General features: G+C 61.3%; 17 protein-coding genes, 1 tRNA gene and 1 other RNA gene. 6 read left to right on the plus strand and 13 right to left on the minus strand.

Annotation, left to right across the window (positions count from 1 at the left end):
* Nucleotides 1-377: 377 nt before the first annotated feature.
* From NZ960_05245 to NZ960_05255, 3 genes are read left to right on the plus strand one after another with little or no spacing between them, the layout of a single operon-like run.
* Nucleotides 378-1,997, plus strand: coding sequence for a hypothetical protein (locus NZ960_05245; protein MCS7177009.1), 1,620 nt, complete (start codon nt 378-380; stop codon nt 1,995-1,997).
* Nucleotides 1,998-2,032: 35 nt separating this feature from the next.
* Nucleotides 2,033-9,394, plus strand: coding sequence for a hypothetical protein (locus tag NZ960_05250; GenBank protein ID MCS7177010.1), 7,362 nt, complete (start codon nt 2,033-2,035; stop codon nt 9,392-9,394).
* Between the two features lie 14 nt (nt 9,395-9,408).
* The gene (locus NZ960_05255) at nt 9,409-11,541 is read left to right on the plus strand and encodes a hypothetical protein (GenBank protein ID MCS7177011.1); all 2,133 of its coding nucleotides are present in this window, start codon (nt 9,409-9,411) and stop codon (nt 11,539-11,541) included.
* 423 nt (nt 11,542-11,964) lie between these two features.
* Here NZ960_05255 and NZ960_05260 read toward each other — a convergent pair whose 3' ends face one another.
* The 4 genes from NZ960_05260 to NZ960_05275 all read right to left on the minus strand — a co-directional run bounded on the left by NZ960_05260 (nt 11,965) and on the right by NZ960_05275 (nt 14,644).
* A complete protein-coding gene (locus NZ960_05260; GenBank protein MCS7177012.1) occupies nt 11,965-12,927 on the minus strand; it encodes an HAF repeat-containing protein in 963 nt (320 codons plus the stop codon).
* A 160-nt stretch (nt 12,928-13,087) separates the two neighbouring features.
* Nucleotides 13,088-13,687 carry a recombination mediator RecR gene (recR, locus tag NZ960_05265; GenBank protein MCS7177013.1) on the minus strand — a complete coding sequence of 200 codons (600 nt, stop codon included), beginning with the start codon at nt 13,685-13,687 and terminating at the stop codon, nt 13,088-13,090.
* Between the two features lie 3 nt (nt 13,688-13,690).
* Nucleotides 13,691-14,011: a YbaB/EbfC family nucleoid-associated protein gene (locus NZ960_05270; protein ID MCS7177014.1), complete on the minus strand. Its 321-nt coding sequence runs from the start codon at nt 14,009-14,011 to the stop codon at nt 13,691-13,693.
* A gap of 72 nt (nt 14,012-14,083) precedes the next feature.
* On the minus strand, nt 14,084-14,644 hold the full coding sequence (locus NZ960_05275) for a ferritin (GenBank protein ID MCS7177015.1): 561 nt from the start codon (nt 14,642-14,644) through the stop codon (nt 14,084-14,086).
* A 62-nt stretch (nt 14,645-14,706) separates the two neighbouring features.
* Here NZ960_05275 and prfB point away from each other — a divergent pair.
* Nucleotides 14,707-15,847 (plus strand): peptide chain release factor 2 gene (gene prfB, locus NZ960_05280; GenBank protein ID MCS7177016.1). Its coding sequence is split into 2 segments (ribosomal slippage): nt 14,707-14,763 and nt 14,765-15,847, totalling 1,140 coding nucleotides; the frame shifts between segments, so codons are not numbered across the junction.
* A gap of 7 nt (nt 15,848-15,854) precedes the next feature.
* Here prfB and ftsZ read toward each other — a convergent pair.
* The 4 genes from ftsZ to ffs form a co-directional block, all read right to left on the minus strand.
* Nucleotides 15,855-17,051: a cell division protein FtsZ gene (ftsZ, locus tag NZ960_05285; GenBank protein ID MCS7177017.1), complete on the minus strand. Its 1,197-nt coding sequence runs from the start codon at nt 17,049-17,051 to the stop codon at nt 15,855-15,857.
* Nucleotides 17,052-17,082: 31 nt separating this feature from the next.
* Nucleotides 17,083-18,321 (minus strand): cell division protein FtsA, encoded by a 1,239-nt coding sequence (ftsA, locus tag NZ960_05290; GenBank protein MCS7177018.1) that lies wholly within the window; start codon nt 18,319-18,321, stop codon nt 17,083-17,085.
* Nucleotides 18,318-19,097 carry an FtsQ-type POTRA domain-containing protein gene (locus NZ960_05295; protein ID MCS7177019.1) on the minus strand — a complete coding sequence of 260 codons (780 nt, stop codon included), beginning with the start codon at nt 19,095-19,097 and terminating at the stop codon, nt 18,318-18,320. The genes ftsA and NZ960_05295 overlap by 4 nt, the downstream gene beginning before the upstream one ends.
* 121 nt (nt 19,098-19,218) lie before the next feature.
* Nucleotides 19,219-19,317, minus strand: an RNA gene (ffs, locus tag NZ960_05300) — signal recognition particle sRNA small type.
* Nucleotides 19,318-19,406: 89 nt separating this feature from the next.
* On the opposite strand from ffs, the gene thyX reads away from it, so the two are divergent.
* Together thyX and NZ960_05310 are read left to right on the plus strand one after the other, a co-directional pair.
* Nucleotides 19,407-20,276, plus strand: a complete 870-nt coding sequence (gene thyX / locus NZ960_05305; protein MCS7177020.1) for an FAD-dependent thymidylate synthase — start codon at nt 19,407-19,409, stop codon at nt 20,274-20,276.
* Nucleotides 20,257-21,285 (plus strand): methylamine utilization protein, encoded by a 1,029-nt coding sequence (locus tag NZ960_05310; GenBank protein MCS7177021.1) that lies wholly within the window; start codon nt 20,257-20,259, stop codon nt 21,283-21,285. Before thyX ends, NZ960_05310 begins: the two co-directional genes overlap by 20 nt.
* 5 nt (nt 21,286-21,290) lie before the next feature.
* Here the strand turns inward: NZ960_05310 and NZ960_05315 are convergent, their stop codons facing one another.
* The 5 genes from NZ960_05315 to NZ960_05335 form a co-directional block, all read right to left on the minus strand.
* Nucleotides 21,291-21,998, minus strand: coding sequence for a Crp/Fnr family transcriptional regulator (locus tag NZ960_05315; protein ID MCS7177022.1), 708 nt, complete (start codon nt 21,996-21,998; stop codon nt 21,291-21,293).
* Nucleotides 21,999-22,079: 81 nt separating this feature from the next.
* Nucleotides 22,080-23,336 carry a hypothetical protein gene (locus NZ960_05320; protein ID MCS7177023.1) on the minus strand — a complete coding sequence of 419 codons (1,257 nt, stop codon included), beginning with the start codon at nt 23,334-23,336 and terminating at the stop codon, nt 22,080-22,082.
* Nucleotides 23,337-23,343: 7 nt separating this feature from the next.
* On the minus strand, nt 23,344-23,529 hold the full coding sequence (locus NZ960_05325; protein ID MCS7177024.1) for a hypothetical protein: 186 nt from the start codon (nt 23,527-23,529) through the stop codon (nt 23,344-23,346).
* Nucleotides 23,530-23,593: 64 nt separating this feature from the next.
* Nucleotides 23,594-23,666: transfer RNA gene (locus tag NZ960_05330), tRNA-Met, on the minus strand.
* Between the two features lie 52 nt (nt 23,667-23,718).
* Nucleotides 23,719-25,269, minus strand: coding sequence for a glycoside hydrolase family 57 protein (locus NZ960_05335; protein ID MCS7177025.1), 1,551 nt, complete (start codon nt 25,267-25,269; stop codon nt 23,719-23,721).
* Nucleotides 25,270-25,273: the final 4 nt, after the last annotated feature.

Consider the following 25,273-nt stretch of genomic DNA (forward strand, 5'->3'; position numbering starts at 1 on the left):
TGCGTGTGTTTTCATAACACACGGGTGAACTTCTTCGCTTTTGAGAGAGCTGAAGGCAACACGCTAACACCGGTTCAGGGCCGTGCTGGTGATACATGCCCCTTCCAGAAGTGCAGGAAGCTCCCAGCGATGCCGAGGGAATGGCCCTAACGGGGCAGGTGTAAGGTGATCAGGGCTCTTGCTCGCTAAGACCGTATAGTATGGGCATTGCGTACATATTGCTCACCCAGAGGGTTGAGACCCACCAAACGACTACAGGGGCGGTGGACCTCCCTCACCGAGACAGCGAGTCCCCTCCCATATCTCATCGGAACCCTGCAAAGCAGCACAGAGTTCTATCACCGTGGTTGTGTCCCATCCTCGCAGGAAGCTGTTCCATGTGGTGGATTTTTCTCGCTTTCTTGGGCCTCCTCAGCATTCCTTCCACAGCTCAGTGGATTCGCGCCAGCGGCTCACTTGGCGCCTCTGCTGACATGTACCGAACCTTTGGCAGCAGCACACGGTTGCCGTCACAGAGCTACCGTGCAATCGCTCGGTTCACTGTTCACCTGTTCGACCAGGTTGACCTGCCCTTTGAGGTATACCTGAACAGTGGTCGGATTGGCTACCTGCAGCCCTTCAACCAGTTCGGTGTCACCCCACGCATCGGAAACTGGCTGCAACTGTTCGGTGGGTGGTACTCCACCCGCATCTCCGACTATACTTTCGGCGACCAGCGCATCCTTGGAGGCGGTGTAGAGCTGACCCCCGGCAACCTCCGTCTCGCCTTCCACTACGGCTACACGCGGCAGGCGCGGAACCCAGACATCGCTTACCGCTTCTACGGGGAGTACCGGCGCCGCACCATCATCGGCAAGCTGGGCTATGAAGCCCCCGGAGGGAGCTTTTTGACACTCCAAGCGATGGCCTCACGGGATGAGGCAGGCTCTATCCGCCGCGATAGCCTCACCCCGCCACCGCAGGCGAACGCCGTCTTCTCGATTGCGGGCGGAGTCGGAATTCTGGAGGGCACAGTGCGCTTCCGCGGCGAGCTCGCCTTTAGTCTCTTCACGAACAACACAGGGGCTGAGCCCGATAGCGCAGGTATCCTCAATCTCCCATCCTTCACACAACGCCTTCTCCCCATCAATACCACCTCCCACATTGATGGGGCTGCCCGTGTCAACCTGGCCGTCACTCCCAGTCCGCTCTGGGGTATCACGCTCGATGGACAGTGGATTGGCCCTGGCTTCGTGACGCTCGGCTTCACTCAACTGTTCAACGATGTCTTGGACTTGGGCGCCTCCCCATACGTGCGCCTGTTCAACGGAAGGCTCCTCGTACGGGCGACGGTGAGCCGAAGGACCAACAACCTACGCCAGACCCGCATCGCCACTACCGAACGCTGGACCACAACCGGTGGCATCTCCTGGCAGCTTACGGACGCTCTCTCTCTGGACGTGCAGGCAGCACAGTATACGATGAGTTCCGACCACGCCAACGACACGCTGCGGGCGGACAACCGTACCCGCACCCTGACTCTGACCCCGTCTTGGCGCTTCCGGGCGTGGGGAGCCGATCAGTTCCTCTCTGCCGCCGTGACATACCAGCACGCGAGTGACCGCAACATCCTCAGCGGTCGCTACGGCACGAGCTCCGCGCTCAGCGCCTCCCTCTCGCACTCGCTTCAATTTCGCTCCAAGCTCAACCTGAACACCTCCCTCAACGTCAGCCGCACGGATACCTACTTCCAAGACATCACCTTCGCGACCCTCAGCGAGTCGCTGACCTACCCCTTTGCTGAGCGCCTCGCCCTCCGTGCATCCCTGAGCTTTGGGATGACGAGCGCAGCCCTCACGGCTTTCCAGCTATCCCTCCGCAGTGGCTTGACCTACTCTTTGGAAGAGTGGGGTAGCTTTACGCTCTATCTGACGAGCAACACCTATGACCTGACAGCTCGGCACGGCAACCGCTACACTGAGCTGTTCGGAAGCTTGCAGTACTCTGTCAACTTCTGAAGTCGGAGATGTCCAACACCAGTAGCAGGGCAGCTATGAACCTCCGACGCCTCGCATCGGCTCTCTTCTGTGCCGCCACCCTCTGGGGGCAGCCATTTGAGGTCGTCGTCAACGTGCGGAATCCCGCGCCGTTGTCGCTGGAGACCTGGCGCACTGATCCGAGAGTCGTAACCCTCCAGGTCTTCAACCAGGGCACGTCTGAACGCCGAATCGTCCTCGGGATTGAGCTCATCAATCGCACGACGAACCAGAGTGCAAAGACCAACATCTGGCATCCCTGCATGCCAGTCTTCACAATCCCGGCACGAGGGATGACGACCATCTTCGGTCCACAGCTTATCTGCGAAGCCTCTCTGGAGATTGACCCAGGAATCCGCACAGCCGTCGCCACCGCCGGAGCTATCCCTGAGGGCGACTACCAGTTCTGTGTGACTGTCTACGATGCCGACAACCGGAACATCCGCTATACGGACGTCGGCCAATTCTGTGCCACCACACGGGTAACCTGGCCTGAGCCGCCGGTCCTCATCTACCCCTTGAGCAGCGATCCTGCCCAGCGGTGTGACCAGCCCATTATCCTCCGGTGGCAGCCCCTCTCGCCCCCACCGCCGACCCCGGTCCGGTACCGAGTCCGCGCCGTTGGGATGTTCGAGGGACAGACCCCAAGGCAAGCCCTGGACGCGGCCACGCCGACCGAGACCGTCGTTGACGATGTCACGTTGGAGACGAACTACCGAATCGCGCCCAACAATTCGGTGCTCCTGGACTTGGCGCAGCGGCGCGCCCCACGCCTCGTCGGGATTGCTTGGCAGGTAGAGGCACAGGACGAGAACGGCACTCCGATTCCCACGCGCGGCGGTACACGCGGCAGAAGCGACATCGGCTCGTTCGCTGTGGAGTGCCCGAATGCGGGCTCCACAGCTTCTTGCACCGGTCCGATGACGCTCGGGGCCTACTATCCCCTCAACGCCGATACCATCCCTTGGGTCCCACCGCTCATGGTGGTGCAGTGGGGGCCATACTGTGAAGACGTCGTGCAGATGCAGTACCACCTCATCGTCATGGACATCCGCGAAGGGGGGCCTGTATACGACAATGAGCGCGTCCTCCGCTGGCCGCGTGGCCCAATTGACGGCCAAGGCCTGACAGGGCAGCCCAACGCCCAGGAGCGCGCGCGCCTCATCATCGTCAACCAGTGGGACGAGGGAGGCAACTTCGTTGCGTGGAACCGTGATCTCCGCCGCGGGACCACCTACCGCTGGGGCGTCAACGCTCGCCTCACCCGCCGCGAAGGGCGCGATGAACGAGAGCACTCTGTCACAACCGGCGTCCACACCTTCAATCTTGGCTTGCGCATGCCGACGAACCCCAACCCACCGAACGGCGCCACCGTAACGGAGCGCCGTGGCTTGTCTCTCTCGTGGCACATCCCGGAGCCTGCCGGCTTGACGCGCGAGTTCATCGCCGAGCTCTTAACCCTGCGAGGCGGAGGACGTGCTGGTATGGCGTTCGCTGAAGCTGCAGAGGTCGTCCGGGTCGTCGTATCGCGCGACTCCACCTTCCGCACCCCTGTTGCAAGTCGCACGCTGAGATTCCCCGCCAGTGGCAACTACATTAGCTTCGATGAGCGGGTCCGGGAGATATTCGGCACCAAGCGCGCGGAGTGGCGCGACCTGAACCTCAGCGACGGTGTCTACTACTGGCGCGTCGAGTACTACGATCCCTCCGATACGCTCACCCCGTACCGCAGGGGACCTATCTGGCGCTTCCAGGTCGGCTCCGGGGTGACGGCTGAAGAGTGCTTCCGCCTGCGCCCGAGCAACCCAGCGCACCGAGCGACCATCTCCGTACCGCGCGGCGGAGCGCAGATACCTTTCGAGGTCACCGCCGAACCCCCGATACGCCTCTCGGAGGTGACTGTCTGCCGGTTCCGCATCTGGGAAATGACCCGTCCCGATGAAGACCCCGCCACAGTCCGCTCCCGGTCGCCGCTGCTGGATATCACGCAGAACCGCCGCGATGGCTCCCTCCAGCTCCGCGAACTCAGCAACAACGGTTCAATACAACGCATCGCGCTGGAGTTGATTAACACCCCTGCCGCACGACACACCTTCACGCCCACGATTGGGCGGACTTACCTCTGGGAGTGCGAGTTGCAGTTCCAGGGCGAACGGATCCGCGCCGACGGCACCCCCTGCACTCTGCGGGAGAAGCGGTGTGAGGCCGTCTTCACCGTCCGTTCCAGCGAATGCGACGACCCCTGCGTGGCAACCCCCCCGAGCAACACCACACCGTTCAGCGGCAGCCTCAACCCCGGAGACATCATCCGTATTGGGCACTTTGAGGCAGTTCTGGAGCAGGTCTCCGGTTCCCCTTCCCGCCTTTCGGGCCAGGCGCTGGTGCGGCTGCCGTGGTTTGACCTCCGCGTGCGGGCCCGCTTTGAAAATATCGCCGTCAACACTGACCGCCAAGTCTACGAAGGTGAGCTCGAGGCAGTGCAGGAGGAGGACTCCCCCATCCCTGAAGAGCTCGCGAATCGTTTGACCGGCGGCCTCGGGCTGGACTCAGCCCAGTTAGCCCGCATCCATGAGTACATCACCTCCCGACGACGGCTCGTGAGCTTGTTCGTGGACCGAGAGGTGAAGCTCCCGCTGGGCTTTGACCGCACGATTGACGGCTTCCAGTATACAATTGGGCTCATCGGCATGGTCTTCCGACCCGACGGCGCTTACCTCAACGCCGTGCAGGTCATCCGGCTGAATCTCCTTGACCGCGAGCACACCTTCGGGGTAGGTGCCCGGAACATCTGCTTCTCGCCGAACGGCATCGGCCGCTCGGTGGAGTTGTACCTCGCCGAGGACCGCGTCTACACGACCGATGGCGAATTCGTCGTCAAAGTCAAAGCACAGCAGAGGGATGGTGGTGGGGGCGCACCAGCAGACTCCGGTACCTATGTCCGCTTCTCCTGTGCTGGCTTTGAGTTCCTGCGTGTCGCCGTAGATGTGGAGTTCCCCCGCTCCTGGATGCTCCCCTCACCCGACAACGGGCGGGACAAGGTTACTCTACGCCTGCGCGCCCATGTGCGGAATACTGGTGACTTCCTCGCCACCGGCACTATCACGCCCTTCAGCCCCTCCGGTGCGCCCGGCTTCGTGTTTACGTGCGACAACGTCGCCGTTGACTGCTCCGATCGGGATAACCCACCGGACATCAGCTTCCCACCGGGATACAGGGGGGAGACCACCACGCGATGGCGCGGCTTCTACCTGAACCGCCTCAGCATGCGCTTCCCCGAGGGGATTCGCGGCTGGAGGGGCCCAGAGCCGCCGAGCGTCGGCATCCAGAACGTCATCATCGACCAGAGTGGCGTCAACTTTGACATCGTAGCGCTCAACATCCTCCGCTACCCCGAAGGCAACCTCGGCGGCTGGGGCGGGAGCATTGATACGATTGGCCTACGTGTGCTGAACTCCTCTCTGGAGAGCGGCTGGATGAGCGGGAGCATCCGGGTGCCGGTGAGCGACTCGGCACTGGCGTACTCCGCAATCCTGCGTGACACCACTGGCGGTATTCGCTTTGAGTTCACCGTGCGCCCACGTGGACGCCTCAACATCCCCATGTGGGCAGGGACGCTGGAGTTGGAGAACACCTCCTGGGTCCGTATTGAAGCGGGCGCAGGCACCCGTGGTGGATTCGCAGCCCGGGCGAACTTCACCGGGCGCATCTCCTTCGGTGGAACCCGTGACATTCCTCTCAACATGGGTGGGATTAGCTTCCAAGAGATGCAGATTCAGACGCACCAGCGTCCATACATCACCGTACGACACTGGTCGTTTGCTTCTCCGCCGCACAACATCTTAGGTTCTCCTGAACCCGAGCCGCCTCCGAGCGGCGGAAGCGGCTCAGGCAGTAGGAGCGCCGGCGGCTTCCCCATCAGTATTCGGGGATTTGATCTCGTCAGCGGTGACCGCCGTGAAGGCCCAGGAATTGGAGTCCGCATTGGCATAGATGTCAACCTCCAGCCCGGTGGAGCTGGCATCAGTGGTGGAACGACGATCTCCATCTGGGGTGCTCTCAGTACCGGCCGCGACAGCCCGCCATCGTTCGTGTTCAGCGGGATAGACCTGGACTCCATCGGCATCCGCGCCGACATGGGGGCAGTTGAGATCGAAGGCTCGGTCCGGTTTTACAACAACGATCGCACGTACGGGAACGGCTTTCGCGGAGCGGTGCAGGCAAACTTCGTCCGCATGGTCCGAGTGGAGGCAACGGTACAGTTCGGCTCTATCAGCGCACCGCAGGCATATCGGTATTGGTACGTTGATGCCCGTGCCCTCATTGCCAGCGGGATACCGGTGTTCAGCGGCGTCGCTATCTACGGATTCGGTGGAGGCGCATGGTACAACATGGTGCGGGCAAGCGATCCTTCAGCCATCAATCCTACCGGCGGTAGCGAAACAAGAACGACCGCCAGCAGTGCCTCACCAGGCTCGACGAACTCAGGCGCTCGGTATGTGCCCTCTTATTCGGATCGTGGTGAGACCTTTGGGTTCTATGCGCTGGTTACAATCGGGACCCATCCAGAGCCCAAGGCCTTCAACTGCGACGTGCGGCTGGAGGTGAGCTTCGCTGGTGGGGGGATCCGCGAAATCAGCTTGCGGGGTGATGGCTGGATGCTGGCAGGCCTGATGGAGCGGGGTCAAGCCCCTGTGAGGGCCACTGCCGAAATCTCGTATAACTTCCCTGAGCGCACTTTCTTTGGTCAGTTCGGCCTGTCGGTGAACCTTGAAGCAGCAACAGCATCAGGCAGAATGGTCCTGTTCTTCTCCCCCGAGACGTGGCACATCAAGATTGGCGATCCTGAGGGAGAGCGGATTCGGGTAGAGGTACTTCGCATCATTACCTTGCAGGCGTACTTCATGGCGGGAATGAACCTGCCGTCCATCCCACCAATTCCCCCTGAGGTCCTTGAGCTTACTGGGCCAGTCCCGGCCCCGGTGCGTCCTGAGGCGTTGGGACGCGGGAACGGCTTCGCCTTCGGCGCAATGGCAGACTTCAACCCTGGAGAACTCCGCTTCCTCATCTTCTACGCCTCCATGCGATTCCTCGTAGGGTTTGACATGGCATTGCTGGACTATGGCATCACAGCCCGATGCGCCGACGGCCGTCCGATGGGTGCTAACGGGTGGTACGCCACTGGGCAGATGTATTCTCGGCTGGATGCCTCCATTGGCCTCTTCGTTGACCTCTGGTTCGTGTCGGGCAAGTTTGAGATTCTTGGGATGAGGGTAGGCAGCGTGCTGCAGGCAGGGCTGCCGAACCCAACCTGGATTGCGGGCGCCGTTGGTGGCCACTACAGCATCCTCGGTGGGGCCGTCAGTGGGTACTGTAACTTCCGGTTCACGCTCGGCGAGCGCTGTGTCCCTCTGACGGAATCGCCGCTGGCAAGCCTGGAGATGATCAGCGATGTTGCCCCGAGCGACGGCTCGGAGGATGTCTCTGTCTTCGCCGAACCGACGGCGTTCTTCAACCTGAAACCGGACCGTCCGTTCGCGCTGGAGGAGATGCGCGACGACGGCAGCCGAGCCACGAAGGTGTACCGGATCCGTGTCGGGACCTTCCGGCTGCTTCGGCAGGACACCCGAGGGAACTTCAGCGTCACTGTGCCTACAACTCAAGTAGACCGTTCAACGCCGGAAGCCCCAGCGGTTGCGCTCGTTCCGAACGAACCGCTGCTGGGGTTGACCCGCTACCGAGTTGAGGTCTCCGCCTACGGACAGGAGTACACGGGCAGCGGCTTTGCACGCCGGGAAGGCGAGACGGTTGAGCAGGCAAGCGAGCGGGCTGCACGCGAGCTGGCAAGCTCTACAGCGTGGAGCGACGTACGGTACAGAAGGGGCGACCGCGCAGGGCAGCGGATTGAACAACGGGTTACTGCAACATTCACCACCCAGCCGCGGCCAGATACGATCATGCCCCAGTGGGTCTATATGGGCTATCCGCGCCCGCAGCAGCGCTTCTTCCTGCAGGATGAGTGCCGCGAGGGCTCCATTACTCTGCTGACGAACCCGGACTGGCTCTTCCCCAGTAGAGGGAGCGAGGTACGAGCAGGAGACACCATCCGACTCTACCGCGTACGCCTCGTCAACCTTCGCACGGGCGAGCGCACGGAGGTGCCGCTGACCTACACTCGGATTCCACGCCCCCTGGCGCTTGGGGAGACGAGCCCCTCGGGCTCCTCTGGCGGGCGGATCCTGTTCTCCATCCCACGGTTGGAGAACAGCGCTATCTATGCCGTCCAAGTCATCCGACGCGATTCCGTCATACGTCGGGCTGCAGCGAGTGGCCCCGAAGGTGGGACACCGCGCATAGACGAGCGGTACCTCCGCGGTACGGGCGTTGGGGGACCAGCCGGATCCCAGTACACGGGCATCGTCCAGCAGCGGATGATGGACCGCCTCGGAGCTACTCTGGTCATTCGGCGGGTCTACCGTCCCTCGGGCTTTGACGTTGGGCGCGCCGTCGCCAGCAACGAGAAGCTCCTCTACGCCTACTTCTTCCGAACGAGCCAGTACAACCGCCTGCAGGAGAAGCTCCGCCACCTGACAGTCCAGCGAGTTGACTCGGTCCGAGTAATTGCAGCCTTCGTCCCCATCGTTGGTCTGGTCTGCCACGTCTCCTCCCCTGAGGGCTTTGACCCCTATGACGTGCAGAAACAGACTATCACCGCGGCGCCGGACGGCAGGACGGAGCGGGAGTACCTCATCCCACCGCTCATTCACGTCTCCGGCACTGACCGGAGTGGGCTCTGGCACCGACTCTTCGTCAATCCGAGCGTGTACGACGAACTGAGATGGGTATCGGGACTCCCGCCCAGCAGCTCCACCGTTGCCCAAGCCAATTGGGACTGGACTCGTGCGGTATTGCGAGGCTACTGGATGGTCTCCATCCCTCAGACCAGCCACCGGCCGCTTAGCACGGTAGAGATTGGAGCAGCGACTGGCGATCCGACGTACACTCGCCTGCTTGCTCTCCGGGACATGGCAAGAATGCTGCGCATTCGGCTTGACGATGGTGGTATCGGAGGAATTGACATCCGGCCCCCAGCGGCTGCAACGACAAGCTTCTTCTATGCACAGCCGACTTACGTGCTCTTTGACCTGGGGCGCCTCACACGCGAGGCTTCCAGACTGCTGTCGCTTGAGGGCGTCTGTAGCCGAAACAGCTTAGGGGTCGGTCCCCTCCTCAACAGAGAGCAATGCAGCCGTCTGCGGAGTATTGCCGCACAGCAGTTCGTCTTCCCAATCCGCGCTGCCGACTACCTCATGCACTTCACGTACTCAGAATGCGTAGATCCTGACCGTGTCGCCAGCTACCCACTCCGTATTCCGTACTGAGGGAGGGAACGGCCATGAAGGGCGTACTGCTCTGGCTTGTGTGGCTCCTGACCTTAGCAGCTTCGAGCATTGCCCAAGAGAGGACGACGACCAGAAGGCCAGCAGAGATGGCGCCACCAGACACAGCGGCCCTCCAGGAGTACCGCGAGCTTATAGCGCCGAAGCTGCATCTTCTGGCACAGTCATATGGGGATTCGGTCGTGCTGCGCTGGGCACCCTCCAACGCCCCGGCGTGGCGTGCGTACAACCGTATTGGGTACATCGTGGAGCGGGCGCTTGTGGACACCACTGAGAGCGGTCCGCTCCGGTACGAACGGCTCACCCCGGAGCCCTTGAAGCCCTGGACGCTGGAGGAGTGGAGACGCCGCAGCCGGCCCGAGCAACAGTTCGCTGCCATTGCGGTGCAGTGCCTCTACGGGGCGCTCTCCATCCCGAACCCAAACACGATGCAGAACTTCATTGACGCGGCCAGCGAGCTGGAGAACCGCTTCGGATTTGCCCTCTTCGCCGCTGACTGCGATGCGCACACGGCCAATGGTTTAGGGCTCAGGTGGGTGGACCGTGCCGTCCGCCAGGGGCAGGTGTGGGCGTACCGCGTCTTCCCGGCGCGGTTGGACTCCGTGTTCCTGCTGGACACTGCCTACGTGGTGGTCCACATTACCCCGTACCGACCCTGGCCGCCTGTGCTGGAGCTTACCGCCGAAGGGCAGGACCGCGAGATCACGCTCCGCTGGAAGAACTTCCCTGAGGGGGGCTACACGGGCTTCAACGTGTACCGCAGCGAACCAGGTGGCCGCCGCACGAAGCTCAATACTATGCCGATCGTACCGGCCACTCCCCGCGGCTGGTCCCAACGCATCGAGCCTTGGTTCAGCGACACAACGGCCCGCTGGGGCGTGGAGTACACCTACGAAGTCCGGGGCATCAACCCCTTCGGCGAAGAGGGCGAGCCTGCCGTGGTCCGCGCCAGTCTGCGCGACCGCACGCCACCCCCACTGCCTGTGCTGAAAAAGCCCATCCTCTACGGCATGACGATGGTGCGCCTGGAGTGGGAGATCAAGGAGACGCCCGACCTCAAGGGCTTCTTCGTGCTCAAGAGCGACAAGCCAGATCAAAACTGGCGCCTGCTCCACGACCAGCCCCTACCGCGCACGCAGCGAAGCTTCCTGGATACCCTTGCAGACCCCGACTTCCCCCACTACACCGTCATTGCCATTGACACGGCTAATAACTTCAGCGACTACCTGCCCATCTACGTGGACATCTACGACACTATCCCGCCAGCGCCCCCTACGGGCGTCCGCGGCACGATTGACACCAACGGTGTCGTCCGGCTGGAGTGGAACTTGGGCACAGAGCGTGACCTCCTGGGGTACCGCGTCCTCTGGGCCAACGACACCACGCACGAATTCACGCAGCGCACAAACCTCGTCTGGACCGACACCGTCTTCTACGACACGGTTGCCATCAACACGCTGACGGAGTACGTGTACTACCGCGTTGTGGCGGTGGACAACCGGTACTTCCACTCCGATCCATCGCCCATCATTGCGCTGAAGCGGCCAGACGTTGTCCCGCCGGTAGCACCCGTCTTTACGGATGTGCGTGTCTTCGCAGACCGCGTCGTCCTGACGTGGAACCCTTCCACCAGCACGGACGTTGCCAAGCACGTCCTCTACCGCCGTGCCCGAGGCGACACGGGCTGGACCGTCCGCGCCGAGCTCCCTGCTACCGCACAGCAGTTTACCGACACTGCCGTCGTTGAACGGGTGACGTACGACTACACCCTGGAGGCGGTGGACCGCACTGGCCTCCGTTCGGAACGGGCACTGCCGGTCCCGGCGCGCCCCTACGGCACCGTGGAGCGGCCGCCCGTGGAAAGTGTCCGCGCGGCGTATGATAGCGCCCGAGGGGTTGTTGTCGTGGAATGGAGCTACACCCCACGTTCCACCGAGCGCCACTGGTACGTCCTCTACCGCGCCGTTGACGACAACCCGCTGCAGATGTACCGCACCATCGATCCTCCGGCGCAGCGCTTCGTGGATGCCGAATTGGTCGGGCGTGGGCGCTACCGGTATGCCGTCCGTGTCATGACGGCGAACGGACAGTCCCCGCTGTCGGAGGAACAAGAGGTCGAAGTGCGGTAGCAACACGAACGCATTCCTTTTGGGGCCTTACCCCTACGGTCTCAGCAGGACCCCACAAGCCACCGAAGGATGCCTGCCCTTTGCAGTGTCCTCGTAGCCTCTTGCGGCCCTCACCGCACGACTACGAACCGTTCAGCGGCCACCATCTCCCCGGCACGGGCGACGACCGTGACACCCCCGCAGGCAATGCCGGCAGCAGCAGCGACGCTATGCCGAAGGCTGGGACGTCACATCCTACCCCAGCAACACAACGCCCCAGCGTGTCCACGACTTCTACTCGCTCCAAGGTCCCCTCGTGCTGGACACGCACCTACCCCTGCCCCTCCACGGGTTGGGGTTCCACCCGCAGCAGAAGCAATGCCGCAGGGCTATTTGCCACCGGAGTTACTTCCTCCCGTATCCAGCAGGTAGGCCTCTAACCGCCTAGCCCTGGCGTTGTAGCCAGCACCGACGATGAAGCGACCATTCGAGGAGATCCCTCTCGGCCGATGTCAACCTGGAGCCATCCTGCAACAGACCGGCATAGAGGACGTTGAGGTCCTGCATCCCTGTCCCCTGCGTCCAGCGGAAGGCACGGGATTCATCTGATGTCACCTCCGCCGCTCCCACAACGACGCTGCCATCACCCGAGACATCGAGGGCACGACTATTCCCACCCCCAAGGCTGCCCAAATCTTGCATAGTTCCATTCCGCCAACGAAAGGCACGCCAGCGCGCTCCCGTTGCATCCATGGCCTCTCCAACGATGACCGAACCGTCCTGCGAGATACCGTTCGCCCGACTCATCCCATACCCCGGCAGCGAGCCGAGCGTTTGCATACCCGCCTCTGTCCATCGGAAGGCGGTGATGGAGAAACTGGTCGGGTCGAGCATATGGCCTGCAACGACAGCTCCATTCCCAGAAACCCCCCGGGCTTCACCTACCCTATCGCCTGAGATACTTCGCATCTCCCTAGCCCCGCCACCGAAAGGCCCGCTGCATTGGGACGGAGGTCCCCCCGTTGATACACCCACAATAACCGAGCCGTCGTCAGAAACATCGTACGCCACACTGGGGCTTACACCGAGCGTCCCCAAGTCTACCATCCCCGTCTGTGCTGTCCAACGAAAGGCCCGGATGGCACCATTAGCGCTGTCGGCCTCGCCGACGATGACCAGGCCGTTTGCCGAAACTGCGCGGGCGACACTACCCCGTCCCCCGAAAGTCCCCAGCTCCTGAATGCCCGTTGCCGCAGTCCAGCGGAATGCCTGTGCAAGTTCCGCGCCATCTGTCAGGTATCCGACGACCACCGAGCCATCGGCTGAGACGTCCAGAGCAACGCTGTACGGCTGGTTGCCCGTCCCCAGCCACACTAAGCGCTGCCCTACTGCCTCAGCGCAGAGCATCAAGACAGCTACTCAAAGCCCTGCCGCGCACCTCATTGGACCCTCCACGAGTTTGGTGGAACACCTCACGACGCCGTAAAAATTGTTGAGCGCGAAGCCCGTGGGGCAAATCTGCGCTTTCTCCTCTAGGAAAACGCTGCGGACCCGTTCCGCAGGAGCCTCACTCCATGGGATGACGCCCACTGAGGGCACGCGACAGGGTCGCCTCGTCCATGAACTCCAACGCGCTCCCCATCGGCACCCCCTGCGCAATCCGCGTGACGCGCACGCCCAGCGGCTTCAGCAGCCGCGCCAAGTACTGCGCCGTCACATCCCCCTCCACCGTCGGACTGAGCGCCAAGATGACCTCGGCCACTCCGGAAGAGATGCGCGCCACAAGTTCCCGAACCTTTAGCTCTTCCGGTCCCACTCCGTTGAGTGGATTGAGCACTCCGTGCAGCACGTGGTACAGCCCGCGGTACTCTCCTGTGCGCTCGATAGCCAGCACATCCATTGGCTCCTCCACAACGCAGAGGAGTGAGCGGTCACGCTGTGGCGAAGCACAGATCGGGCAGGGATCTGTCTCGGTGAACGTGAAGCACTGTGAGCAGTAGCGGACCTGCTGCTTTAGGTTCCGAAGAGCCTCAGCGAAGCTCTCTATAAACTCTGGTGTTTGGCGAAGGAGGAAGAACGTCAGCCGTAGGGCCGTACGGCGCCCAATGCCAGGGAGACTGGTGAAGAGCTCTACGACCCTCTGGACCGCTGCCGACGGATACTGCATCGCCTACAGCCGTGCCAGGTAGTCCACGCCCGCTGGGAACAGATGCTCCAGCGGCCTCAGCGTCTGCTGCACCATCTCCTGCGCTGCTTCCAGGGCCTTGTTGATGCCAGTAACGAGGAGGTGTTCCAGCGTCTGGGGGTCTTCCAGCGCATTAGGGGCAATGACGATATGGCGAACACGCAGATCGCCCCCGACGGTGACGCGCACCGCCCCTGCTCCGACATCAATGGTGACCGTTCTATGCACTGCTTCTGCTCGCAAGCGGGCAGCTTCCTGCTGCAGGCGCTGAATCTGTCCCAAGAGATGTCCCGGCGGGAAGATCATCGCAGCAGTGGACCTCACATGCCAACCACCCCAAAAATAGCACGCCTCTTTAGCTCACCGCCGTGACGCAGCTCAGTCTTCTGCCTCCCGCTCACCCAGCCGCCGGTCTACGAGGTAGAGTCCCAGGCCCGTATCTCCCGCCAGTCGAAGCTCCTCCAGCACCTGCCGAGCCTGGCTCTCTTCCTCCACCTGCTCTTCCACGAACCACTGCAAGAAGACCTGCGCCGAGTAGTCCTGCAGCTCGACAGCCCTCCGATACAGCTCGTGGATGCTTCTACTCACCCTCTGCTCGTGGGCAAGGGCTTGTTCAAAGAGCTTCCGAGGGGACTCCCACTCGGCTGGGGGTTGTTCTAACGCCATTAGGCGCGGAGCAACTCCGCGCTCCAGCAGGAAGTCAAAGATTTTGAGCGCGTGCTTGAGCTCCTCCTCCCACTGCAGCCGGAGCCAATGCGCCATTCCTTGGAGTCCCTGTGAGGCACAGTACCCGGCCATTGCGAGGTAAGTATAGGCCGAGGTGAACTCCAACTGCATCTGCTGCCGGAAGCCCTCTTGGAGCTCGGGATGCATGCCGAATTCCCCACGCATTCTCACACAGCGGTAGAAACGCAGACGGCTACTCGTTATTGGTGGCATGCCCGAAAAGCCACCATGGGCGCGTAATTTCGTACGTGGTGCCACAGAAAAGCTGCACAGTGATGTTCGAGCCCTTCAAGCAGCGCCTCCAGGAGCTGTCCGAGCGCGTAGAGTCACTACGAGGCTATCTTTGACCCCGCAGCGTTGGCAGACCGCGAAGCTGCATGCGAGGCTGAACTCCATTCATCCGAGGTCTGGGAGAACCCTCGCCGCCTCCAGAAGCTCCATCGCCAACTCCGGGTCCTCCGCGAAGAGCGACAGCAGTGGGAACGCGTCCAACGCCTCCTCAGCGACGTTGCAGCGCTCATTGAGCTGGCCGAAGAAGCGCGGGACTTGAGCCTCAGCGCGGAGTTGGAGCGGGAACTCGGCAAGCTGAGACAAGTCGTCGAAGCATTGGAGCTCCGCTACCTCCTCTCGGACCCCGATGACTCCCGCGATGCTCTACTGACGATCCACGCCGGAGCTGGCGGGACGGAAGCCCAAGACTGGGCTGAGATGCTGTTGCGGATGTACACCCGCTGGGCAGAACGCCACGGCTACACGGTAGAGCTGGTGGACCTGCTGGAAGGAGAGGAGGCGGGGATTAAGTCAGCTACTCTGGAGATCCGCGGACCCTACGCCTACGGCTACCTGAAGGCAGAGAGTGGCGTCCATCGGCTCGTACGTATCTCACCCTTCGATGCTAATGCGCGTCGGCACACTTCCTTTGCCTCCGTCTTTGTCTACCCACTGGTGGAGATCGACGACACCATCGTCATTCGCCCGGAGGAGCTGGAGATTGAGACCTTCCGTGCTAGCGGGCATGGTGGGCAGAACGTTAACAAAGTAGAGACGGCCGTCCGCATCCGCCACATCCCCACGGGAATTGTCGTCACCTGCCAGCAGGAACGTTCCCAACACCAGAACCGCGAACGAGCGCTGAAGATTCTGCGGGCGAAGCTGTACCAGAAGAAGTTGGAAGAGCAGGCTGCTGCGCGGGCAGCGCTGGAGAAGACGAAGCGGAAGATTGAGTGGGGGAGCCAAATCCGTTCCTACGTCCTCCACCCGTACCTGATGGTGGCAGACCACCGGACAGACTTCAAGACCAGCGACGCCTATGCCGTTCTCGACGGGGAGCTGGACGAGCTTATCAAGGCGTATCTCCTGGCCCAGGCAGCCGAGCGCTCTCAAGCCAATCCTTCTGACACTGAGTCAGTACGCTAGCCCGTGCTCAGTCAACGAGCTTCCGCAAGAACGCAGGCTGCTCTAACACACTGCTACTGGCTGAGACGACCCGTACGCTACCGCGCCGCAAGAAAGCAGGCTCGTCGTACATCTGAAGCTCCTGCGCGCCGACGGGACTGGAAGCAGGGATGGCTTGACGAGGATAGCCTCCGCTAGTAGCGACAGCAGCAGCCTCTTGCATCGCAGGGAATGCTTCCTGGACGTGCAGCTCAGAGACCGATACAGCAGACGTCGCAAAGCCCGTCGCTACCAAGGTGATGCTAATCTCCTCGCAGGGTTCATCCCTCATGACGATGCCGTGGATGATGTTAGCTTCACTGCCAGCAGCTTCCTCAATGAGCTGCATAGCCTCCGAGACTTCATACATCGCCAGGTCCGAGCCGCCAGTAATGTTGACCAGCACTCCACGCGCCCCTGCAATGGTAATCCCCTCCAGGAGCGGTGAATTGAGAGCAGCCTGAACTGCCTCAATAGCCCGGTGTTCACCGCGTCCCCAGCCCATCCCCATGAGGGCATCTCCCATGCCCTTCATGATCGTCCGCACATCGGCGAAATCGACGTTGATGTAGCCGCAGCCCGCGACGATATCTGCAATTCCGCGGGTTGCGTTGTAGAGCACCTCGTCAACCCGCTGGAAGGCCTCCCGGACGCTGGTATTCCGGTCAATGATGCTGAGGAGACGCTGGTTGGGCACGATGATGAGAGCATCCACATGCTTCCGCAGCTCAGCGATCCCAGCCTCTGCAACTTGCATCCGATGCCGTGCCTCCCACTGGAAGGGCTTCGTCACAATAGCCACCACTAATGCACCCAGCTCCTGCGCAATACGGGCCACAACCGGTGCTCCCCCTGTTCCTGTACCGCCCCCCATACCAGCCGTAATGAAGACCATATCGCTGCCAACCAGAGCATCGCGAATCTCGTCAGCGCTCTCCTCCGTTGCCTGCCGCCCTACAGCAGGATCAGAACCTGATCCCAGGCCTCGCGTTAACTCTTTGCCCAGTTGGATTTTGACCGGTGCCCGATTGACTGCCAACGCTTGGATATCCGTGTTCGCCGCGATGAAATCAACGCTCCGAAGGCCACGTTCAATCATCGTATTGATGGCATTCCCGCCAGCGCCTCCAATACCGATCACTCGAAGGCAGGCACCATGCCGTATCGTTGGTTCCAAAGCGATCATGGCGCCCTCGGTTTGTAGGTTGGACATACCGCTACCACTCCGTGAAGAGTGCTTTCAGACGCTGGAAGAGTGAGCGCTTCCGAGGCTGTGGCTGGTTTCGCTGCTCTAAAGCAAACAAGACCAGCCCAACAGCGGTTGAGTACATTGGATGAGCTATCTCCGAGGCTAGGCCGCCACAGGCCGTCGGGAAGCCAATCTTGACCGGCATCTGGAGGACCCGTTGCGCTAACTCGTCGACGCCTCGTAGAAGAGCTGTCCCGCCCGTCAGCACCACCCCAGCCGGCAGCCGGTTGAGATATCCAGCACGGTGTATCTCTCCGAGCACGAACTCCAGGATCTCCTCCACGCGCGGTTGGATGATCTGGCAGAGGAGGCTCTTGCTAATCTCCATCGGCCTCCGTCCCCCGATGCCGGGGATAGAGAAGAGCTCGTCGTGGAGGATGCTCTCCGACAGAGCGTGTCCGTAGCGCTGCTTGATCTCCTCAGCCTGCGCTGCAATAATCCCGAGGCCACGTCGGATGTCATCGGTGATCTGTCGCCCGGCAATCCCAAACATTGCCGTATACCGCAACACCCCCTCCTCGAAAATGGCGATGTCGGTCGTGCCCCCACCAATGTCCACTAGCGCCACTCCAACCTCGCGCTCCTCAGGCTCTAAGACAGCATAACTGCTGGCAAGGGGCTGAAGCACGACGTGCTCCACGTGGAGTCCAGCACGCTCAACACACCGAAAGAGGTTCTGGAGTGCTGTCGATAATGCCGTAACGATGCAGACTCGCGCTTCCATACGGACTCCGCTCATTCCGACCGGATCGGAGATGCCGTCCTGGCCGTCCACGATGTACTCTTGGGGGATGAGGTGGAGAATCACCCGATCCGGTGGCAATGCAACCCTCCGGGCCTCCTCCAACAGCCGGGCAACGTCATCGGCTGTGATGACTCGATGGGGATTGGAGATGGCAACGACGCTGTGCGTCTGCTGAGCCCGCACATGGTCTCCGGCAATCCCAACGGTGACGCGCTCAATTCGAATACCCGAGCGCTGCTCGGCCTGTTCTACCGCCCGCGTAATCGAGTGGATGGTCTTCTCGATGTTGACGACCACACCGCGGTTTAGACCTTCACTGGCAGCAGTACCGATACCAAGCACTTGTAGCTCCCTGCTCTCTGGCTGGCGCTGGGCAACCAAGGCGCAGACCTTTGTGGTGCCGATATCTAAGCCGACAACGATATCCTGCGTCTGCTGTTGGCGGTTCATCTCGCGCCTCATTGCAATGCTGTCTCCTGTTGGACTAGTGGCCGTACGACGACAACCCCTCGCCAGCGCAGGTCCACCCACAGTGGCAGATCAGAGGCAGCGAACCGTCGAAAGTGCAGCCACTGGCGCCATTTGCTGAGCACCCGCCCAGTATCGCCGATGCAGAGGACAGTTCCATTACGCAGCTGGACATTCCAGCCGCAGAACTCATCCCAACGGATGACGGCAACAGAGTCACGTGGAACGTGACGGAGGAGGTGGAGGACAGCATCCCTTGCCGCTGTCCCCTCTGAAGGAAGCTCAACCCTCGGAATCTGGGTCAGAAGCCACTGGGACGGCACAGGCAGCACCGCTCCCGTCGCATCCAGCAGCCGAACACCGTTGGCCACCTGAAGTGCAGCCACGATGTCCCGCTCCTGGACAGCCACTTGGACTACCCCAGGAGCACTCCAGTAAACATCAACGGAGGCAATCAACGGGTGTTGCTGGAGCGCCGCACGCCACTGTTCTAAGTCTACCTGCCCGTGGAGACGCTGTGCTGTTGGCAACAGCGCCAGCAGCTCCGTTGTATCTACGTGGTGAACACCCTCGAAGGAAACCCGCTGGATGGGCTGCCGCTGCCACCAAGCAACGGCCACGAGAATGGCCACTGCGACGAGTCCTACAGCCGCCCCCACGTAAGGTAGCACCCCCCTCTTCTGGGTCTTTCGCCCAGAAGGGGCCACCCTCGAACGGGATGCGCCCTCCACCCCTCGCAGACGCGAGCTGTATTCTCGCCACTCCCTCATCTGCTGCTGCATACCTACAGGAGTGCTGCAGCTCCTGCAGGCATTGAAGAAGACGCCACAAATTTAGCACAACAGGCACAAACCGTCAAGGCCCTGGCATGCCAGAAGATAGAAAGAACAAGGGGACCAAGCCGACCGCGTCGCGCCGCCTCCAGGCCTACCGTTGCTTCCTTCCGGACCTGGCGGGGTTGAGCCTGTAGCAGCCGCGCGGGACTCGGTCCCAGTGCGAAATTAGCTGATCCACGCCTCTCGCGGCTCTATTGCCTTCGGCGGCTTTGCTAATTTCGTCGCTAGCAGTAGGCTCAGACCATGCGACCTGAGGTTGCCGCCCTCTTAGGCAAAGAATTCCGCTGCCTCGACAAGGGCTTCGTGCGGCTCGTGGATGTTATGGGAGATGACGCTGCAGTAGTCCAGGCTGCCCGTGTCTCATACGGCGAAGGAACTCGCACCGTTAGCGATGACCGCAAGCTTATTCGCTACCTCATGCGCCACCGCCACACTTCTCCGTTCGAGATGGTGGAGTTCAAGTTCCACGTCAAGCTCCCCATCTTCGTAGCGCGGCAGTGGATTCGGCACCGGACTGCGAACGTCAACGAGTACAGCGGTCGCTACTCCGTTATGCGGGAGGAGTTCTACGTGCCGGAGCTCTCCCAGCTCCGTCCACAACATCCCATCAACAAGCAAGGCCGTGCCGAAGAACCCTTTCCCCTAGAGATTGCCCGAGCACTGCAGGAACGGATTCAGCACACACAGGCTCAGCTATATGCCGAGTACCAGTTCCTGCTGCAGCAAAACCTTGCCCGCGAACTCGCCCGGATTACGCTGCCCCTGTCGGTGTACACGGAGTGGTACTGGAAGATCGACCTGCACAACCTCTTCCACTTCCTGCGCCTGCGGTTGGATGACCATGCCCAGTATGAGCTCCGCGTCTACGCACAGGCAATTGCCGAGATCGTCAAGGTCGTCGTCCCCCTCTGTTGGGAGGCTTTTGAGGACTACGTCCTCAACGCCCTCACCTTCTCCCGCCTCGAGCAGCGGGCGTTAGCCCGTCTACTCCGCGGAGAACCTCTCACGGAACAGCTTCTAGAGGAATCTGGACTCCAGGGGCGTGAAGCCCGGGAATTCCGGGCAAAGGTACACCAAATCCTCAGCATGAACGATGAGGGAGGCACTCCGTAGCGGCCCCGTCTTGCTTGCTGCGGTTATCGGCCTCCACTGCTCGTATCCCTCGCTACCTCCCACAGAAGCCCCGGAATTCGCAGAAGTTCGCCCTCCCGCAGGCTTCCCTCCCATCCCGGTACCACCAGACAACCCGCTAACACCCGAACGGATCGCCCTCGGACGCCTTCTCTTCTACGACTCAGCCCTATCGCCGACCGGGACTGTGGCCTGCGCCTCATGCCACCGACAGCAGTATGCCTTTGCTGATTCTAGATCCCTTAGCCCCGGCACTCACGGCCGTAAGCACTGGCGGAATACCCCCTCATTAGCAAACGCTGTTTACGTCCCCACGCTCCTACGGGACGGGGCATCCAACAGCTTGGAGCAGGAAATCCTTGCAGTCCTCACCTCACCCCTCGGGTTTGGCTGGACAGACACCACCGCGCTATCGAACCGGCTACAGCGGCATCCAAGCTACAGAGAAGCGTTCCGCCGTGCCTTTGGGACCGCCCCTTCAGCAATGCTGGCAGCAAAAGCATTAGCAGCTTTCGTCCGAGCGCTTTTGAGCGGAAGTTCGCCCTATGACCGCTTCCGCGCTGGGGATTCTTCCGCGCTGAGTCCTCAGCAACACCAGGGCATGCAGCTCTTCTTCCGCGTGGGTTGTGCTGAGTGCCATCCCCCACCCCTCTTTACTGACCACCGTTTTCACTGCAATGGACTGCTGGCCCACTACTGGGACGCGGGCCGAGCTGGCGTTACAGGCCGGCCGGCTGACTACGCTCGCTTCCGCACTCCCAGCCTCCGTAACGTCGCAGTTACCGCTCCGTACCTACACGATGGCTCTCTCGGCACTCTCCATGAGGTCCTACAGCGCTACAACCGTGGCGGCTATCCCGTCGCCTCCAAGGACCCGCGCATTCGCCCCTTGGGACTCTCAGCGGAAGAAGTAGAGGCCCTCGCAGCGTTTCTGCACAGCCTCACGGATTCCTCGCTCCTCCACAATCCCCTCTATGGCCCACCACGGTAAGGCCGTCAGTCGTAGAGCTCTGCCACGTGTGCCAAGCCTACTGGGTCCAGTACCCGAATGTGGCGATGATCAACCGACACCAGTCCCTTCCGCTGGAAGTCGCTCAGCAAACGGATGACCGTCTCGGGAGCGGTACCAACCAACTCTGCTAACTCGCGACGCGTCATGCTGGTCTTGAGGGCTCCCGACTCGTCCTCGCCGAAAAGCTCCCGAAGGTAGAGGAGGATTTCGGCCAGACGCTGCGGTACTGTCTTCTGGGCCAACGAGGCCAGCCGGCTTTCGGCCGTACGTAGGTCGCGTGCTAACAGCTCCGTTATAGCAGCCATTAGGCCTGCATTGCGGCGGAGTACCTCGAAGAAAGTCGGCCGTGGGATGAAGCAGACGATGCAGTCCTCCAGCGCTTCAGCCGTGGCTGTGTAATGCTCGTTGCTGAGTAGGGCACGGTAGCCTAAGAGGTCCCCTTGCTTGGCAAGGCGCACAATGACCAAGTTCCCGAGCGCGTCGCTCCGGTAGAGCTTCACAGCACCTTGGTGGACGCAGTAGATGCCAGCCGGATAGCTCCCCTCGCGAAAGATAATCTCACCACGCCGGTAGAAATAACACCCTTTGACCTCGTCTAGTGCAGTAGCCTCACCCTGCTCAAGGGTCCGGAGAGCGTTGTGGGAGCGTAGGGGACAGTACTCACACGTTGGGACGGCAACCTGCCGCGCCATGAGCCGGCTTCTGCGAGCGCTCTCCGCAAAAATACGCGACGCTCGCTGAAACGTCCGATGTACTTAGTCCCCAACCTCCTGTCACCACCTGTACAAAACTCCGAAGCTGAGCAGCGGGAACTTGCTGAGACTGCCATCCACTGCCACGGTGACCGGCCCTATAGGCTGGGCAACGCCAAGAGTCAGCTTCCAGTTGGTATCCGTCAGCAGAGGACGCACTACCTGGGGCTTTGTATCGCCAGGCTGTTCAGGTGTAGGCCGCTTATCCTCCGGCAGTAACCCCAGCCGGAGCTGTACTTCTATGGGCAACACGAAGGTGTACTCCGACTCAATCTGTATCCGCTCCCAGGCAGCACCGAGGTAGAGCAGCGTCCCTAGCCGAGGAAGGACATAGGCAGCATGCACGTTCGCACTCCATATCGCCGCCCAAGCACGGAGGCGGGCTCCTGTCTCCCCAATGGTATTCCGGAGCGCCGTACCCTGGTACACAACCTGAACCGCCGCTTGCACTGGCGCTCCCGCAGCCTCCCAGTACTGGGACAGCGAGTGCGTCAACCCAATCCCCCAGAAGGCAAAGTGCCCGACGTTACGGTCCCACTGTACAGGCGGGATGAGACGAAGTAGAAGCTCTGTCCCCCACAGAGCGCCGAGCTCGACCTGCGGCACAGCAGCGAAGATAGTGTGCATATTCTGGCCCGGTGGAAGCTCAAAGCGGACAGCAGGGACACGTGCCAACGCCGAATCCAGTGTTGCTCGTGCTGCTGGAGAGAGCATCTGGTACAGCGGATCACGCTGAATTCGCCGGATGAGGTAGTCCCGGGGAATCACAATCCCCGCCGGCAGGTACCCGAAGACCGTCGCTGCCCGCTCTGGGAGTCTGATGCTATCCTCCCGAATGCCCTCGTAGAAGAGATACCGCAGGATGCTAGCGATGAGCCCAGCCGTATCCACGATCACCAGCACGGGCTGGTTGTTGACAAATCGCAGCTGGGCATAGGGCTCCAGCCGCAGCACGCTGTCGTTTGGTGCCCGTGGAACGTAGGTACGCTGGCTTTCGCGAACCAGCCCCACCATGGAGTGGAAACCAAAGCGGAAGTAGAAGCTCTGCTTGCTGGGTGGGAGCGGCGCATGTCGGAAGAAGCGCGAGTTAGAGATGGCATTCACTGTTGTCACGAGGGGCTGCATGAATGGAATGGCATTCAACTCCATGAGGTCACGGGCAAACCACCGCGCTACCTCCACAGTCAAAGAATCAGCACGACGCTGAGCTGCCGCGCTCCCTATTACCACAGTAAGGAGAACCACCGCGCGCCACCGCATCCCAGCACCCCACCACATTGCAGCCTCAGAACACCTTCTTGCGAAGCACCAAGTAGATAGGCACCGCGACGATGCCGAGCAGGATGAGGAAGGCAAGATTCAGGGTAAACTCTACGACGAAGCCTAGTACCCAGCCTACCAGGCGGAGGACGCCGTATGCCAAGAACAGCGAGAGCGCTATTGCCGCAGCCGTCCTGAGAGATTCTCGCACTGCTGTAGCCTCCAGTTCAACAAAAAGAGGAGGCGGGCTTTGCAACCCGACCTCCTCATCATCGTAGCGGGGGCAGGACTTGAACCTGCAACCTCCAGGTTATGAGCCTGGCGAGCTACCCATTGCTCCACCCCGCGATCATCCGGAGCACAAAATTACAAACTGGCAGCGATACAATGGTAGCTCCCTTCACAAGCCACGTGTATAGTCCAAGGCTGCTGCAACGTGCCGCCGGAAGAGCTCGCGAAATACCGGAGCGGCCGGGGTTGGATGTTCCGGACTGAGCCACCAGAACCAATCGGAGCCTTCAGCGACAAGGAGGTGCTCGTATGCCCTCTTCCACACCTCGGGTGGTAGACGATGGCGAGTCGCTTCCAGCTCCTCACGCGCAGTACGTAGTAGCTCCCAAGCCTCATTGTGTTGCTCTGTCCCTATCCAGATGCGCAGAGATCCCTCTACCCAGGAACCAGTGTGGAACCGCGGTAGCTTCGGCAATTCTCCCTCCTCAGCCTCCTTCAGCACATCTTGGCAAGTTGCTGTCGTTACCCATGGCTCTGTTCTAAAGCGCTCAACGAGAGCCCGCAAGAAGGACACCCCATCGTCTGGATAGCTATCCCAGCAGTTCTCTCCGTCCACAGCGATCATGACGCTTGCAACCCTCATGATGCCTTCTCCATACGTCCGCAGCAATTCGCTGCGGATGTCCCAAAGGTGGCGGAAGAGGTCTTCAACAGCCCTTTCGGGTCCCCACTCCCAGTACCGGAAGCTGATTACGTCCGAGAGTTCACGATCGCGGAAGAATACAACGAGTGGCCCTGCTGGGGTCAGTATGCGATGCGGCAGGTACTTCTGTAGCGTCGGTGCAGAAGGCAGCGAACGGAAGAGCTGGACTTCATCTGTAGCTGTCCATCGAACCCCGGAGGCTGCCATCCAGTGGAGTGCCTCTGTGCTGAGTGCGCCCTCCGGAGGCCACATTCCCTCAGGAACTCTGCCGAGCAGCATCCAACAGAGCTGCCGTGCCCGGACGCAGTGCATCCACGTGTCAGCCGGAAAGCGGAAAGGAGGATGCGGAAGAGGCAACTCGGGATCGCTCTCCCTGGCAGCGTCGGTATCGCACACCAGAGGCAGCACCGGATGGTAGAACGGCGAGCAGCTCAGTTCAATACCGCCGTTCCCGATTGCCCAACGCAAGGCTGACAATGCTTCTCCCGCCAGTGCCCGCTGCAGACGGACGAGCATGCAGAGGTCATCTCCACGAAAGCCTCGGGCCCGCCGAAACCATTCGTCCACAACGGGCATAGCAGAGCGGTGCGGAGCCATCCACACCAACTGAAGCCACATCTGGAGATCACGCCACTCCTGCTCTTCGAGCAGCTCACCCGCCTGCCAGCGTTGCCATATGGCTTCCAACTCTGGAAAGCGCCGGAGGAGCGGGCGCGGCGGTTCAACCATCTTCCAGTATGGCTGGCGCTGTTGCTCAGGACCACCCGCACTTGCCCAAAGGCTCAGCTCTTCCATCGTGTCCAAGGGATGCCCAGCAGCATAGTCCACCAGTTGCTGCAGCAGGGAAGGCACGACGTTGAAGACGCAGCGGAAATCCGCAAGTTCAGCGAAGAAGCGGAATAGCGGTAGGTAGTCCTTCACTGCCCGCAGCCGCACCCATGGCAGCAGCGCTCGCCCCTGCCAGCGGTAGTCCGGCTGATGGTAGTGCCACAGGAAGACAACACGTAATGGCAACATTAGC

This window comes from Candidatus Kapaibacterium sp. (genome assembly GCA_025059875.1).
Taxonomy (GTDB): Bacteria; Bacteroidota; Ignavibacteria; order Kapaibacteriales; family HRBIN21; genus HRBIN21.

What these genes read in the sequence shown, in the direction of transcription:
- NZ960_05245 (MCS7177009.1), top strand. Translation starts at nt 378, where the DNA reads ATGTGGTGGATTTTTCTCGCTTTCTTGGGCCTCCTCAGCATTCCTTCC.
- NZ960_05250 (MCS7177010.1), top strand. Translation starts at nt 2,033, where the DNA reads ATGAACCTCCGACGCCTCGCATCGGCTCTCTTCTGTGCCGCCACCCTC.
- NZ960_05255 (MCS7177011.1), top strand. Translation starts at nt 9,409, where the DNA reads ATGAAGGGCGTACTGCTCTGGCTTGTGTGGCTCCTGACCTTAGCAGCT.
- NZ960_05260 (MCS7177012.1), bottom strand. Translation starts at nt 12,927, where the DNA reads ATGCTCTGCGCTGAGGCAGTAGGGCAGCGCTTAGTGTGGCTGGGGACG.
- recR (MCS7177013.1), bottom strand. Translation starts at nt 13,687, where the DNA reads ATGCAGTATCCGTCGGCAGCGGTCCAGAGGGTCGTAGAGCTCTTCACC.
- NZ960_05270 (MCS7177014.1), bottom strand. Translation starts at nt 14,011, where the DNA reads ATGATCTTCCCGCCGGGACATCTCTTGGGACAGATTCAGCGCCTGCAG.
- NZ960_05275 (MCS7177015.1), bottom strand. Translation starts at nt 14,644, where the DNA reads ATGCCACCAATAACGAGTAGCCGTCTGCGTTTCTACCGCTGTGTGAGA.
- ftsZ (MCS7177017.1), bottom strand. Translation starts at nt 17,051, where the DNA reads ATGATCGCTTTGGAACCAACGATACGGCATGGTGCCTGCCTTCGAGTG.
- ftsA (MCS7177018.1), bottom strand. Translation starts at nt 18,321, where the DNA reads ATGAGGCGCGAGATGAACCGCCAACAGCAGACGCAGGATATCGTTGTC.
- NZ960_05295 (MCS7177019.1), bottom strand. Translation starts at nt 19,097, where the DNA reads ATGAGGGAGTGGCGAGAATACAGCTCGCGTCTGCGAGGGGTGGAGGGC.
- thyX (MCS7177020.1), top strand. Translation starts at nt 19,407, where the DNA reads ATGCGACCTGAGGTTGCCGCCCTCTTAGGCAAAGAATTCCGCTGCCTC.
- NZ960_05310 (MCS7177021.1), top strand. Translation starts at nt 20,257, where the DNA reads ATGAGGGAGGCACTCCGTAGCGGCCCCGTCTTGCTTGCTGCGGTTATC.
- NZ960_05315 (MCS7177022.1), bottom strand. Translation starts at nt 21,998, where the DNA reads ATGGCGCGGCAGGTTGCCGTCCCAACGTGTGAGTACTGTCCCCTACGC.
- NZ960_05320 (MCS7177023.1), bottom strand. Translation starts at nt 23,336, where the DNA reads ATGTGGTGGGGTGCTGGGATGCGGTGGCGCGCGGTGGTTCTCCTTACT.
- NZ960_05335 (MCS7177025.1), bottom strand. Translation starts at nt 25,269, where the DNA reads ATGTTGCCATTACGTGTTGTCTTCCTGTGGCACTACCATCAGCCGGAC.